Genomic DNA, 13,413 nt, shown 5'->3' on the forward strand with positions numbered 1-13,413 from the left:
GGTCATTCGACCGCGGACGACTCGCGGTGCGCGCGTAGGTCCTGGATCTCCTTCTCGAAGTCCTCGGCCGAGCTGAAGGACCGATACACGGAGGCGAACCGCAGGTACGCCACCTCGTCCAGATCACGTAGTGGACCGAGAATGGCCAACCCGACCTCGTGGCTGGGGATTTCGGCCGAACCGGAGGCGCGTACAGCGTCCTCCACCTTCTGCGACAGCAGGTTCAACGCGTCGTTGTCCACGTCTCGCCCCTGGCAGGCGCGTCGAACACCCTTGACGACCTTTTCACGCGAGAAAGGCTCGGTAACCCCGCTGCGCTTGACGACGGCCAGCACGGCGGTCTCGACTGTGGTGAACCGACGACCACATTCCGGGCACGAGCGTCGGCGGCGGATTGCTTGCCCCTCGTCCGCCTCGCGTGAGTCGACCACGCGAGAGTCGGGGTGCCTGCAGAACGGGCAATGCATGAAGGAGCCTCCGTCGTAGCCGATGCACTCCCTGGGATCACTCTCGAGGGGTACGGGCATCGAGGATACTCGGAGCCTCACGTACGCACCTCGATCACCCGAGACGCGGAGCTCTCGGCACACCGGATCTGGGACGCGCACGGTCATGATCGGCGCTACCGGCCGGATGTGGCTGGAATCACCAGTTGCTGGCCCTGGGACACCGACGCGCCGGCGAGGCCGTTCAGTTCGAGCATGCTGTCGACCACATCCTGCACTGGCACTCCCGGTGCGATGCGCTGAGCGACGTCGCTGAGCGTCTCGCCCTGCTGAACGACGGCGACACCTACCTGCGGTGCGGACTCGATCGAGCCTGCGCGCAGATTCGCGACAGCGACGAACGCCAACAGCACCACGGCGGTGGCGAGAACACCGAGGACGGTTGCAGTCCACGACAGCGTCTGCGGGCTCCTGTCCTCCACACACGCCTCGCGGTGCCCGCGCACCACTCCCTGCGGCGCGCTCGTGTGCAGGTAGCGCCGGCGCTGCGGGGTGGGACGCCGACGAACAGCACTCCCCCTATGTGTACTGCCACGGTGCGCACTGACACGCCGCTCGGTCGTGATGCTCATGAGAACCTCCACTGGAGTGGACATGATCGAAGGGTGTATTCGATCAGGCGTTCGATGAACGCTTGTTCGAAGTTCTATCACGCAGCTCCGACAAAGTCAGTAGAAAACGCGACACGGATCGAACAGATGTTTGATCGAACAGCGTCGACGGGCTAAGTTCGTGTCAGAAGCCACACGCCACATCCACACCACCCGGCCAGCTCAGGTCGCACTCGAGCTTCAGCTACAGCCACGACGCAGGAGGACGCAGGAATGAAAGACGAGACCTCGTCAGGGTCACCGAAATCGACCGTCTCACCGAAGTCGACACCGAAATCGACCAAGTCGGCAGGCAAGCCCGCGGGAAAGCCTGCTGCCGTCCCCACTGCGAAAGCGTTCGAGGGTGAAGGCACCGATGTCAGCGCCGGACTGACGGAGCGTCAGCGCAAGGTACTCGAGGTCATCAGGGCGTCGGTCACCGAACGCGGATACCCGCCGAGCATTCGTGAGATCGGTGACGCCGTGGGTCTGACGTCCACGTCCTCGGTGGCTCATCAGTTGCGCACTCTCGAGCGCAAGGGATTCCTGCGGCGCGATCCCAATCGCCCACGCGCAGTGGATGTGCGCGGACTCGACGAGGTCCAGGCAGACCACGCCGCGGCGGTTGCCGACGGTTCGGCGCCCGCCGAGGAACAGCTCCCCACACCCACGTTCGTTCCGGTTCTGGGGCGTATCGCCGCGGGCGGGCCGATTCTGGCCGAGCAAGCTGTGGAGGATGTGTTCCCGTTGCCGCGCGAACTCGTGGGCCAGGGCTCACTGTTCCTGCTCAAGGTCGTCGGTGAGTCGATGATCGACGCCGCGATCTGCGACGGTGACTGGGTGGTGGTTCGTCAGCAGAGCGTGGCCGACAACGGTGACATCGTGGCGGCGATGATCGAGGGTGAGGCGACGGTAAAGACGTTCAAGCGCAGCAAAGGCGAAGTGTGGCTGATGCCGCACAACCCGTTGTTCGATCCCATACCGGGCAACGATGCGGCGATCCTCGGCAAGGTCGTCACCGTCATGCGCAAACTCTGACCAAACACAGGTCGGCCTGAAACGAGCAGGGGCTCGGCAGCAATGTGGTTGCCGAGCCCCTGCTCGTCGTTCAGGTTTGCGTCTTTCGAAAACTCAGAGATCGAGTCCTCGGCCGATGATTTCCTTCATGATTTCCGTGGTGCCGCCGTAGATGGTCTGCACACGCGAATCCATGTAGGCCTTGGCTATGGGGTATTCCTTCATGTAGCCGTAGCCGCCGTGCAACTGCAGGCATCGATCGATGAGCCGGACCTGATTCTCGGTGGTCCACCACTTCGCCATCGCGGCTTCCTGCACCGTCAGCGTGCCGGCGTTGAGGAGTTCGACGAACTTGTCAACCATGATGCGTGTCGCGGTGGTTTCGGTGGCAAGTTCGGCCAGCACGAAACGTGTGTTCTGGAACTTGCCGATCGACTTGCCGAAGGCCTTGCGGTCGCGGCAGTACTGGATGGTCATCTCCAGCGCGGATTCCATTGCGGCCGCTGCCACCACGGCGATGGACAGACGCTCCTGAGGCAGGTTCTGCATGAGGTAGATGAAGCCCATGCCCTCGTCGCCGAGAAGATTGGCCGCCGGAACACGGACGTCGGTGAAGCTGAGTTCGGCGGTGTCCTGAGCCTTCATACCGATCTTGTCGAGGTTGCGGCCTCGCTCGAAACCGGGCATGTCGCGCTCGACCACGAGCAGGCTGAATCCCTGGGCGCCCTTGTCCGGATCGGTGCACGCAACGACGATCACCAGGTCGGCGTTGATTCCGTTGGTGATGAAGGTCTTCGAGCCGTTGAGGACCCATTCGTCGCCATCGCGGACTGCGCGGGTCTTGATGCCTTGCAGGTCGCTACCGGTTCCCGGCTCGGTCATCGCAATTGCGGTGATCAGCTCGCCCGAGCAGAATCCGGGCAGCCACCGCTGCTTCTGTTCCTCATTGCACAGGTCGATGAGGTACGGCGCAACGACGTCATTGTGCAGCGTGAAGCCGATGCCGCTGTACCCACCACGTGTGGTTTCCTCGGTGAGGATGGTGTTGTAGCGGAAGTCCTTGACTCCCCCGCCACCGAATTCCTCGGGAACAGCGGTGCCCAGGAACCCTTGCTTGCCGGCTTCGACCCAGACGCCGCGGTCGACGATGTTCTGCTCTTCCCACTTCGCGTGGTTGGGCGCTACGTGCTGGGCCAGAAATTTGCGGTACGACTCACGAAAGAGGTCGTGCTCGGGCTCGAACAGTGTGCGGTCCACTACATCTCTCCTTCGAGGGGCTTTCCCGGTCGGCAACAACACCGCCGCCGGTGATATACCTCGACACTACGACTGTGAGCACGGCTCGGTCGATGACCGAGCCGTGCGTGATCGGTGACCCGTTTAGCGAGTCACACCTCTGCTGAGCGCCCGCATCACCGGATACCCGACGAGTATTCCGACCGATCCCCAGGCGATCCCGCCTAGTTCGATCGAACCTATCGTCAGTGTCAGATCGCCGATTCCGGCGACGAGCGCAGCGGCGACGACCGTGAGGTTGACGGGATCGGTGAAATCGACCTCACTGTCGGTCCAGATCCGTACCCCGAGGAGACCGATCAGACCGTAGAGCACGAGGGTGGCTCCGCCGATGACTCCGTCCGGAACGGTGAAGACGAGAGCACCGAATTTCGGGGAAAATGCCAGCACGACGGCAGTCGCGGCGGCCACCCAGTAGGCGGCGGTGGAGCAGACGCGAGTGGCTGCCATGACGCCGATGTTCTCGGCGTACGTCGTAGTACCCGAGCCTCCGCCAGCGCCCGCGAGGGTGGTGGCGAGACCGTCGGCGATGAGGGCGTCACCGGCCACATCGTCGAGTGACTTGCCGGTCATCGCGGCCACTGCCTTGACGTGACCCACGTTCTCCGCGACGAGCACGATCACCACCGGTAGAGCGATGAGCACGACGGACAGCTCGAACGTCGGCCCGCGGAACTCGGGAATACCGATCCAGGCCGCGTCGCGCATGGCACCGAGTCTGGTGTCGTCGATCTGCCCGGTGATGGCGGCGAAGACCCAACCGAGCACGACCCCGACCAAGATCCCCAGCCGTCCGAGCATCCCTGGCCCGGCGACGGTCACGAGAAGAATGGCGAACAATGTCACCGCAGCGACCAGCGGCTGCGCCTCGAACGACGACGTGGCCGCCGGCGCGAGGTTCAGTCCGATGAGCACGACTACTGCACCGGTCACCACCGGTGGCATGACCGCCTCGATGACCCGGCTGCCCGCGAATCGGACCACGAATCCGACACCGGCCAGCACTATTCCGACCGACATGACAGCGCCGAGTTGCGCTGCCGCCCCGGATGCCTGAGTGGCGGTCAGGGGCGCGATGAACGCGAACGACGATCCGAGATAGCTGGGAACCCGCCCGCGGGTGATGATCAGGAAGAGCGCGGTTCCGATGCCGGAGAAGAGCAGCGTGGTGGTGACCGGAAATCCCGTCACTGTGGGGACCAGGAGGGTGGCACCGAACATGGCAATGACGTGCTGCATACCGATTCCGATGGTGCGCGGCCACGTCAAGCGCTGATCCGGTTCCACCACTGCCCCTGCTGCGACGCTCTTTCCGTTGCCGTGCAGGGTCCACCCGAAGTTGCTCACGGAACCGAATACTAGAGCCGATGTCAGTCGAGGACGGCACCGGCCGCAGCTCGCGCTGCCGCAGCGCTGTCGGTGGAGAGCGCTGCGGCCGCCGCTTGCTTGCACTGCGCGAACGTCACCGAGGACAGTTTCGCACCGACGTGCGCCACTGCCGCGGAGGCGGCGGACAGCGAGGTGACGCCCAGCCCCACGAGCACGCACGCCAGTAGCGGATCGGCGGCGGCTTCACCACAGACTCCCACGGGCTTGCCTACCGCCGCCCCTGCCTTCGCGGTGTGCGCAACCAGGGTGATGACAGCCGGCTGCCACGGGTCGGTCAACGAGGCGAGTTGGGAGGACATTCGGTCGGCGGCCATCGTGTACTGGGCGAGATCGTTGGTCCCGATCGACAAGAAGTCCACATGTTCGAGAATGTGCTCTGCCAGCAGCGCAGCAGCGGGGATCTCGATCATGACGCCCGGCTTCAATCCACGCTCGCGTGCGTCGGCGGCGAACGCTGCCGCTTCCGCTGAGGTGGCGATCATCGGCGCCATCACCCACGGGGCGGAACCGGTGGCTGCTGCGGCTGCGGCGATGCCGTCGAGCTGGCGGTGGAGTATCCCCCTGTTGTTCTCCGCTATGCGAATTCCGCGAATCCCCAGGGCCGGGTTTGCTTCGTCGGCATGATTGGCGAAGCGCAGGGGCTTGTCCGAACCAGCGTCGAGGGTTCGGACGACAACCTTGCAGCCCGCGAACGCCGTCAGCACCTCGCCGTAGATCTCGGCTTGCTCGTCGACGGTCGGCTCACTGTCGCGATCGAGGAAACACAGCTCGGTGCGGAAGAGACCGATACCCTCCGCTGCCGACTTGCGCGCTGCGCGGGCCCCCGCGCCATCCTGAACATTGGCGAGGATGTCCACTGCGTGTCCATCGGATGTGGCACCCGGTCCGGACCACCCCGACACCCGCTCCAGCTCGGCTCGGGCAGCTGCCACTGCAGACTCGGCACGGTCCCGGTTCGGCTCGAGGACGATGTCTCCGGTGATCCCGTCGACAACCGCGGGCGTTCCCTCGGGCACGTCGTCGAGTTCGGCGACGGCGACCACGCACGGGATTCCGAGTTGGCGGGCGATGATCGCGGTGTGACTGGTGGGGCCACCCAGCGAGGTAGCGAGCCCAACGATCAGCTCGGGGTCGAGGCCGGCAGTGTCGGCGGGCGCCAGGTCATCGGCCACAAGTACCGAGGGCACGCTCGGTGTGGGCACGCCCGGCTCGGACACTCCCAGAATCTCTGCGATCACTCGGTCGCGGATATCGCGTAGATCGGTGACGCGTTCAGCCATCAGCCCCCCGAGCTTGATGAACATCGCCGCGAACTGCTCGGTCGCTGCATCGGTCGCCGATGTCGCAGACGTGCCGGTTCCGATCAGTTTCTCGGCGGCGCGTAACCAGCCGCGATCCTGCGCCATCGCCGCGTTCGCGGAGAGCACCTCCGATGCAGCGCCGGTCGCGAGCTCTGCTCGTCCGCGCAGCCTTCCGGCGACGACCGCAGCTGCCGTGCGGAAACGCTCGAGTTCGGCCTCGCGTGCGTCCTCCTCGATCACCGAAGTGTCCGTAGGGACGTCAGGGCGACTGCCCGGCCGAATCACGGGTCCGTATCCCACACCGGGAACGACCGGAGTGCCGCGCAGCACTTTCGATCCCGAGAGCGGGATGCCCTGCGTGCCTTGGGTTGCTGTGCGATTCTCCCCTGCCGCGGTGTCGGTTCCGTCAGCGTTCGCCCGAAGCGATCCGGTCATGCGTCCTCCTCGGACTGATAGTTCTGGCCTTGCTGCTGTGGCCGACGCAATTTTATCGACCTGTTGTGATCAAGATTACTCGTTGCTCTTGACATGTCAACATATACGGGCGTAAAACAACATAAACCAACAACAACGTGGAGGGAGGCGCAGGTGTACCCAGAAGAACGGCAACAGGCCATCGCAGAGTTGATCAGCACTCGCGGCCGCATCTCCGTCGCCGACCTTTCCTCGACCTATGGGGTAACCACCGAGACGGTCCGACGTGACCTCGCCGTACTGGATCGTCTGGGAGTAGTTCGCCGAGTCCACGGCGGTGCAGTACCCGCGTCGGCTCTGACGGCGACCGAGCCCGGCGTCGGGGAACGTGAGTACACGCGTGCCGAGCAGAAGGACGCCATCGCCGCGGCTGCTCTGGACTTCCTCCCCCCGCCTGGAGGAAGCACGGTGCTCGACGCCGGCACCACCACGGGCCGTCTTGCCGCTCTGCTGTCGAGCGAACGTGAACTCATCCTCATCACGAACTCGGTGCCCATCGGCGCTCGGGTCGCCTCACTCCCTGGAATCAAGCTGCGCATGCTCGGTGGCCGGGTCCGAGGCACCACCCAGGCCGCTGTCGGCGAGGAGGCCCTCGCCGCCCTTGCCTGGCTGAGAACGGACGTCGCGTTCATCGGCACCAATGCACTGAGCCTCGGACATGGCCTGTCCACTCCGGACAGTGACGAGGCTGCCGTCAAGCGCGCGATGGTTCGGAGCGCAAACCACGTGGTCGTGCTGGCGGATTCGTCGAAAATCGGACGCGAGCACCTGGTGAGTTTCGCCCGTCTCGACGACATCGACGTGCTCATCACCGACGACGGCATCGACGACAACGATCACAAGAGTCTGACCGACCAAGGAATCGAGGTGGTGATCGCATGATCGTCACACTGACCGCCAATCCGAGCATCGACCGCACCGTCGCACTCGAATCCCAACTGACCCGAGGTGGCGTCCATCGCGCACTGTCGACGGTGAGCGAACCCGGCGGCAAGGGAGTGAACGTCGCACGGGTCCTGACTGCGTCCGGGGTTCAGGCCATGGCAGTTCTGCCCGCCGCCGAGGGGGACCCCATTCTGGAAGCGCTGACCGCGACGGGCGTGCGCTACTGCGCCATCCCGACCAGCGGCACCGCGCGGACGAACATCACGGTCAGCGAGCCCGGCGGTACAACCACCAAGATCAACGAGCCCGGTGCGACCATCACCCCGTCGACCCGACGCGAACTGTTCGACGTCGTGCTCGATCTCGGCAGGGACGCCACCTGGGTGGTGTTGTCCGGCTCGCTTCCGCCCGGGATCTCGGTCGGCTGGTACGCCGAACTCGTCCAAGCCCTGCGCAACACATCTTGCAAGGTGGCCGTCGACACCTCCGATGCTCCCCTGCTCGCACTCGCCGAGGCGTTCCCGGGCGCTGCCCCCGATCTGATCAAGCCGAATTCCGAGGAGCTGGCACAGCTCACCGGGGTCGACGGTCAGCACCTCGAACGGGCCGCCGAGTCGGGAGACCCCACAGCCGCGGTCGACGCCGGGCGAATCCTGCTCTCCCGAGGAGTGGGCGCAGTATTGGCGACCCTGGGCGCCGCCGGAGCGGTCCTCGTGACACCGGAAGGAGCCTGGTTTGCCACACCGCCGGCGATCGACGCGATCAGCACGGTCGGTGCCGGAGATTCCTCCCTTGCCGGGTACATCCTTGCGGACATCGAACGATCCTCACCTGCCGACCGCCTCCGCCGAGCGGTCGCCTACGGAACCGCAGCAACGGCGCTTCCCGGCACATCACTTCCCAACCCCGATCAGACGCACCCGGAAGCCGTAACGGTGCGAGCACTCGATTCACCCGCTACGGCACCCGAAAGTACTTCGTCCGAAGCAAGCCAACCAAGTTCGTCGACACTCTCTTAGGAGCCGTCATGTCCACACCCTCACACGATCCCGCGATCATCGCGGAGGAGCTGATCCTCCTCGATGCGGATCTCGGCGAGTCCACAGAGTCCGTCATCGAACGGCTCTCCGAAGTGCTGGCAGGGGCAGGCCGCGCCACCGATGCAGCCCCTCTGCGCGACGCCGCCCTCGCCCGCGAAGCCCAGTCCGCCACCGGCCTTCCCGGCGGCATCGCCATTCCGCACTGCCGGTCCGAGGCCGTCACCACGGCATCGCTCGGTTTCGCACGTCTCAACCCGAAGGTCGACTTCGGGGCCCCCGACGGCCCCGCCGATCTGGTCTTCCTCATCGCCGCACCAGAGGGAGCCGGTTCGGCACACATGAAGCTGCTGTCGAGTCTGGCGCGCGCACTCGTCAAACCGGAGTTCGTGGCATCGCTGCGAGAGGCCCCGACGGCAGCCGCCGTGGTCGCGCTCGTGGACGCGGTGATCAATCCCCCGGCCAAGAAGGTCGCCAGCACCTCCGAGGCGAAGGCCCCTGCCGGATCGCCAGCAGCGGGAGTCTCGTCCGCGACGGTCGTCGACGCGCCCACCGAGGCAGCCCGGCACATCGTCGCCGTAACCGCGTGCCCGACGGGCATCGCCCACACCTACATGGCAGCCGACTCCCTCGTCGCCGCCGGGGACAGGGCAGGAGTCACCGTTCACGTGGAGACGCAGGGTTCGAGCGGCAGCACGCCCCTCGATCCCGCGCTCATCGCGAGCGCTGCAGCCGTCATCTTCGCCACCGACGTCGGCGTCAAAGGCAAGGAGAGGTTCGGCGGCAAACCCGTCGTCTCCTCGGGCGTCAAACGTGCCATCAACGAACCGGATGTGATGGTGGCCGAAGCGCTCCGCGCCTCCGAGGACCCGAATGCAGCCACAGTCGCCGGCGACGCCTCGGCAGCGACGAGCGCCAGTAGCGCAGGAGAATTGGGCTGGGGCACCCGAATTCGGCAGATCCTGCTGACCGGTGTCAGCTACATGATCCCGTTCGTTGCTGCCGGTGGTCTGCTCATCGCGCTCGGCTTCCTCCTCGGCGGATACGAAATTTCCGACAATGCCAGTGACATCGTCATCGACAACTCGTTGGCGGAGCTTCCCGACGGCGGCATGAGGGCGTACCTCGGAGCCGTTCTGTTCCAGATCGGCGCGCTGTCGTTCAGCTTCCTCGTTCCCGCTCTCGCCGGCTACATTTCCTACGCCATCGCCGACAGACCCGGTCTCGCACCGGGCTTCACGGCAGGCGCGGTGGCAGTGTTCGTCGGAGCCGGCTTCATCGGCGGCCTCGTCGGTGGCCTGATCGCAGGCTTCGTGGCACTCTGGATCAGCAAGTGGAAGATTCCGGCCCTGCTGCGTGGACTCATGCCGGTGGTCATCATCCCGCTGTTCGCCACCTTGATCGTCGGCGGACTGATGTTCCTCGTCCTCGGCAAGCCGCTGGCCGCCATCACGAGTGGACTCACCGACTGGCTCAACGGACTCACTGGTGCATCGATCATCATCCTGGGCATCATCCTCGGCCTGATGATGTGCTTCGACCTCGGTGGACCGGTCAACAAAGCTGCCTACGCATTCGCCACGGCAGGGCTCGTCATCACCGACGTCGCGTCGCTGCGCATCATGGCCGCCGTGATGGCCGCCGGTATGGTTCCACCCCTCGCGATGGCACTGGCCTCGGTTGTCCGGCCCAAGCTGTTCACCGAGGCCGAACGCGAAAACGGCAAAGCTGCCTGGTTCCTCGGTGCAGCATTCATCACCGAGGGTGCCATTCCTTTCGCCGCAGCTGACCCGCTGCGCGTCATCCCGTCCATGATGGCCGGCGGCGCACTCACCGGCGCACTCATCATGGCCACCGATGTGACCCTGAGCGCACCGCACGGCGGCCTCATCGTGTTCTTCGCGATCGGGAAGTTCCTGTGGTTCGTCTTGGCTCTCATCGCGGGAACCCTCCTGTCTGCTTTCCTCGTCGTGTTCGCCAAGCAGTTCCTCAAGGGGAAGAACAGCCCCACCGACGACGTGCTCGACCCCGATCTCGTTTCCGCCTGACGCCTATCGACCACCACATACCAACGAACAGGAGTTCACCATGCCCAGCACCACAGTCACCGTCGGATCCGCCATCGGTCTGCATGCACGCCCAGCAGCGCTGATCGCGGAGGCGGTCGCCGATTCCGGCGTGGACGTCACACTCGCGGTGGAAGATCAGGAGCCGGTCGACGCCGGCTCGGCGCTGATGATCATGACTCTCGGCGCCACCAAGGGCACCGAGGTCACCGTCGAGAGCGAGGACCAGGCGGCACTCGACAAGATCGCCGGACTCGTCGCGTCCGATCTGGACGCCTGAGCTGCAATCTCGAGCGGGTATCGAAATTCAGCAGTATCGAAAATCAGCGGCGGCGCAGTGCTGATCTGACGGCGTAGGCGATCGAACCGAGTATCAGAACAGCGGCGACGGCCAGAGCACCGAGGGTCCATCGGGAATCCGATGGACCCTCGAGCTCTGTCGTCGCCTCGCTCGTATTCGGCTCTCCTACAGCGGCACTGTCGGACCGAACCAACGATGTCGCGTCCTCGAGGACGAGGATCGGCGGCATCGGTCCGCCGGCAGCCTCGGACGCGAGAAGAAGATTGCCGTCGGCATCGAATGCGAGCGCCTCCCCCTGCCGCTGATCAGGAACTGCTACGACAACCGGCTCTCCGGTCAGGGCCTCCACGACATCGCCGTCCTCGATCGGAAAGAGGTAGACGTCGTTGTAGGTGCGCACCGCCGCGACCGAACCGTCGATGCTGACCGCACCGCCGGTCGCCAGAATCGAGCCGACGATGATTGGTGGTCCTCCCGGCGTCGTCGTCGGCGTGAACGCGAGCTCACCGACCTTCTCCAACGGTGTGGGGCCGGGCGAGGCCAGTTCGGAGACGCTGCGGTCGCCCTCTGGAACGTAGATGCCGCTCATACCCGTTGCATCCTTGGTGATGATCACCGGTCGCCCACCGGGCTCGATCAGGAGCGTCTCCGCATCGTGTGGACCGTCCGGGTAGACGAGCCGATACAGCTCGCCCTGGCCGTCGGACGGTGTCATCCGCGTGAGCGCAACGGTGGGACGGCGACGCTGGTTGTCTCCGGTATCGGACAACCACAAATCCCCGCCGTACGACCCCAGATCCTCCACGTCGAACGGATCGACGGGAACGTCGAGCCACCTCGAGACGGCGCATTGCCCGTCGAGAACGGCGAGGCGGTGGTCGGTGCCGCCGTCACCGATCGCGTAGGTCACCCCATCGATCACCGTCAGCCCGGACAGCTCTTCCAGACCCGGATCCGACGGCGTGCAGAGCGTTTCGAACCGTACCGTTCCGGGCTCAGCCGTAGCCGGTCCAGCAGCGAGCACGGCCGCAACGAGCACTGCGGGTACGACGAGAGCCGGTGAACGCACCAGGGTCAGGCAGTCGCGGATTCGTATGCGAACTCGGTGAGGGCGGATGCGAGAGCCGTCGGCACCCGCGCTTCGACCCGCGTGCCGTCCGCCTCGTGCGTCGACTTCGAAATCCGCCCCTCGGTGTGGATCCGCGCGACCAGATCGCCCCGCGTGTACGGCACGAGCACGTCGACCTCGGACTCCGGCCACGCCAAAATCTCAGCCAGGTGATCACGCAGTTCGTCGATGCCCTCACCCGTCCGCGCGGACACGAAACGCGCCCCCGGCAACAGCCCACGCAACTGGGTCAGCTGCACGGGATCGGCGGCATCGATCTTGTTCACCACGATCAACTCGGGCGGCATTTTCGCGTCACGTTCCTTGACCACGTCCACGATGACCTCGCGAACGGCCTTGATCTGGTCTACAGGAAGCGGATCGGAACCGTCGACGACATGCAACAGCAAGTCAGCGTCGGTGACTTCTTCGAGAGTGGACCGGAAGGCCTCGACCAGCTGCGTCGGGAGATGACGCACGAACCCGACGGTGTCGGTGAGCACCACGGCGCGACCGTCCTCGAGCGTCGACTTGCGCGAGGTGGGATCCAACGTGGCGAACAGTGCGTTCTGCACGAGCACGCCGGAACCGGTGAGCGCGTTGAGGAGACTGGACTTGCCGGCGTTGGTGTATCCGACGATCGCGATCGACGGCACAGTGCTCTCGAGGCGACGTTCTCGTTTGGTATCGCGGGCCTGTTTCATACCTTTGATCTCGCGACGCAGCTTTGCCATGCGCTCGCGGATACGACGACGATCGGTCTCGATCTTGGTTTCACCGGGCCCACGCAGACCCACGCCGCCATTGCTACCTGCACGACCACCTGCCTGCCGTGACATCGACTCACCCCAGCCGCGAAGCCGCGGGAGCATGTACTCCATCTGCGCGAACGCGACCTGCGCCTTGCCTTCGCGGGAGGTCGCGTGCTGGGCGAAGATGTCGAGAATGAGAGCGGTTCGGTCGATGACCTTGACCTTGACCACTTTCTCCAGAGCGTTGAGCTGCGCAGGAGTGAGTTCACCGTCGCAGACGACGGTGTCGGCGCCGGTCGCGAGCACGACATCGCGCAGCTCGTGGGCCTTACCGGAGCCGATGTAGGTCGCGGAGTCGGGCTTGTCGCGTCGCTGCACGAGAGCGTCGAGGACCTCGGACCCCGCCGTCTCGGCGAGGGCGGCCAACTCGGCCATGCTGCTTTCTGCCTGCGCAGAACTTCCGGTGGTCCACACCCCCACCAGCACGACCCGTTCGAGTCGGAGCTGGCGGTATTCGACCTCGGTGACGTCCGCGAGTTCGGTGGACAGCCCGGCCACGCGTCGAAGCGCTGTTCGTTCCTCGAGCTGCATATCGCCGGACGACGGCGAAGAAGTGGACGTCGGTGATGTCGAAGGCAGGGTGTCGGTGGGCAGGGTGTCGGTGGGCAGTGCCGAGCGCGCGATGCGTTTG

The 13,413-nt window shown here is 65.2% G+C and carries 12 protein-coding genes; 5 read left to right on the forward strand and 7 right to left on the reverse strand.

Features of this window, described 5'->3' with window-relative positions:
• Positions 1-2: 2 nt before the first annotated feature.
• Positions 3-467 (reverse strand): transcriptional regulator NrdR, encoded by a 465-nt coding sequence (nrdR, locus tag KVY23_RS00325; protein ID WP_230555031.1) that lies wholly within the window; start codon positions 465-467, stop codon positions 3-5.
• A gap of 155 nt (positions 468-622) precedes the next feature.
• On the reverse strand, positions 623-1,102 hold the full coding sequence (locus KVY23_RS00330; RefSeq protein WP_230554812.1) for a LysM peptidoglycan-binding domain-containing protein: 480 nt from the start codon (positions 1,100-1,102) through the stop codon (positions 623-625).
• 228 nt (positions 1,103-1,330) lie between these two features.
• On the opposite strand from KVY23_RS00330, the gene lexA reads away from it, so the two are divergent.
• Positions 1,331-2,134, forward strand: coding sequence for a transcriptional repressor LexA (lexA, locus tag KVY23_RS00335; protein WP_206510759.1), 804 nt, complete (start codon positions 1,331-1,333; stop codon positions 2,132-2,134).
• A 93-nt stretch (positions 2,135-2,227) separates the two neighbouring features.
• Here lexA and KVY23_RS00340 read toward each other — a convergent pair whose 3' ends face one another.
• The 3 genes from KVY23_RS00340 to ptsP all read right to left on the reverse strand — a co-directional run bounded on the left by KVY23_RS00340 (position 2,228) and on the right by ptsP (position 6,534).
• Complete coding sequence (locus tag KVY23_RS00340) at positions 2,228-3,370, reverse strand: acyl-CoA dehydrogenase family protein (RefSeq protein WP_075840054.1); 1,143 nt, start codon at positions 3,368-3,370, stop codon at positions 2,228-2,230.
• Between the two features lie 123 nt (positions 3,371-3,493).
• A complete protein-coding gene (locus KVY23_RS00345; RefSeq protein WP_230554813.1) occupies positions 3,494-4,756 on the reverse strand; it encodes a uracil-xanthine permease family protein in 1,263 nt (420 codons plus the stop codon).
• 23 nt (positions 4,757-4,779) lie between these two features.
• Entirely contained in the window at positions 4,780-6,534 is a 1,755-nt protein-coding gene (gene ptsP / locus KVY23_RS00350) for a phosphoenolpyruvate--protein phosphotransferase (RefSeq protein ID WP_230554815.1), read from the reverse strand.
• A gap of 153 nt (positions 6,535-6,687) precedes the next feature.
• Between ptsP and KVY23_RS00355 the strand changes: the two genes are divergently transcribed.
• From KVY23_RS00355 to KVY23_RS00370, 4 genes are read left to right on the forward strand one after another with little or no spacing between them, the layout of a single operon-like run.
• A complete protein-coding gene (locus tag KVY23_RS00355) occupies positions 6,688-7,455 on the forward strand; it encodes a DeoR/GlpR family DNA-binding transcription regulator (RefSeq protein WP_230554817.1) in 768 nt (255 codons plus the stop codon).
• Positions 7,452-8,477: a 1-phosphofructokinase family hexose kinase gene (locus tag KVY23_RS00360; protein WP_230554819.1), complete on the forward strand. Its 1,026-nt coding sequence runs from the start codon at positions 7,452-7,454 to the stop codon at positions 8,475-8,477. The genes KVY23_RS00355 and KVY23_RS00360 overlap by 4 nt, the downstream gene beginning before the upstream one ends.
• An 8-nt stretch (positions 8,478-8,485) precedes the next feature.
• Positions 8,486-10,543: a fructose-specific PTS transporter subunit EIIC gene (locus KVY23_RS00365; RefSeq protein WP_230554820.1), complete on the forward strand. Its 2,058-nt coding sequence runs from the start codon at positions 8,486-8,488 to the stop codon at positions 10,541-10,543.
• 40 nt (positions 10,544-10,583) lie between these two features.
• Complete coding sequence (locus KVY23_RS00370; protein ID WP_075840055.1) at positions 10,584-10,841, forward strand: HPr family phosphocarrier protein; 258 nt, start codon at positions 10,584-10,586, stop codon at positions 10,839-10,841.
• Between the two features lie 43 nt (positions 10,842-10,884).
• On the opposite strand, the gene KVY23_RS00375 is transcribed toward KVY23_RS00370, so the two are convergent.
• Positions 10,885-11,931 carry a hypothetical protein gene (locus tag KVY23_RS00375; RefSeq protein WP_230554821.1) on the reverse strand — a complete coding sequence of 349 codons (1,047 nt, stop codon included), beginning with the start codon at positions 11,929-11,931 and terminating at the stop codon, positions 10,885-10,887.
• 5 nt (positions 11,932-11,936) lie between these two features.
• Positions 11,937-13,376 (reverse strand): GTPase HflX, encoded by a 1,440-nt coding sequence (hflX, locus tag KVY23_RS00380; protein WP_230555032.1) that lies wholly within the window; start codon positions 13,374-13,376, stop codon positions 11,937-11,939.
• Between the last annotated feature and the right edge of the window lie 37 nt (positions 13,377-13,413).

The sequence above is a fragment of the Rhodococcus sp. I2R genome (assembly GCF_020889545.1).
Classification (GTDB): Bacteria; Actinomycetota; Actinomycetes; order Mycobacteriales; family Mycobacteriaceae; genus Rhodococcoides.

Excerpts from the sequence above, each read along its gene's own strand:
- nrdR (WP_230555031.1), bottom strand. The coding sequence starts at position 467 with ATGCATTGCCCGTTCTGCAGGCACCCCGACTCTCGCGTGGTCGACTCA.
- KVY23_RS00330 (WP_230554812.1), bottom strand. The coding sequence starts at position 1,102 with ATGTCCACTCCAGTGGAGGTTCTCATGAGCATCACGACCGAGCGGCGT.
- lexA (WP_206510759.1), top strand. The coding sequence starts at position 1,331 with ATGAAAGACGAGACCTCGTCAGGGTCACCGAAATCGACCGTCTCACCG.
- ptsP (WP_230554815.1), bottom strand. The coding sequence starts at position 6,534 with ATGACCGGATCGCTTCGGGCGAACGCTGACGGAACCGACACCGCGGCA.
- KVY23_RS00360 (WP_230554819.1), top strand. The coding sequence starts at position 7,452 with ATGATCGTCACACTGACCGCCAATCCGAGCATCGACCGCACCGTCGCA.
- KVY23_RS00365 (WP_230554820.1), top strand. The coding sequence starts at position 8,486 with ATGTCCACACCCTCACACGATCCCGCGATCATCGCGGAGGAGCTGATC.
- KVY23_RS00370 (WP_075840055.1), top strand. The coding sequence starts at position 10,584 with ATGCCCAGCACCACAGTCACCGTCGGATCCGCCATCGGTCTGCATGCA.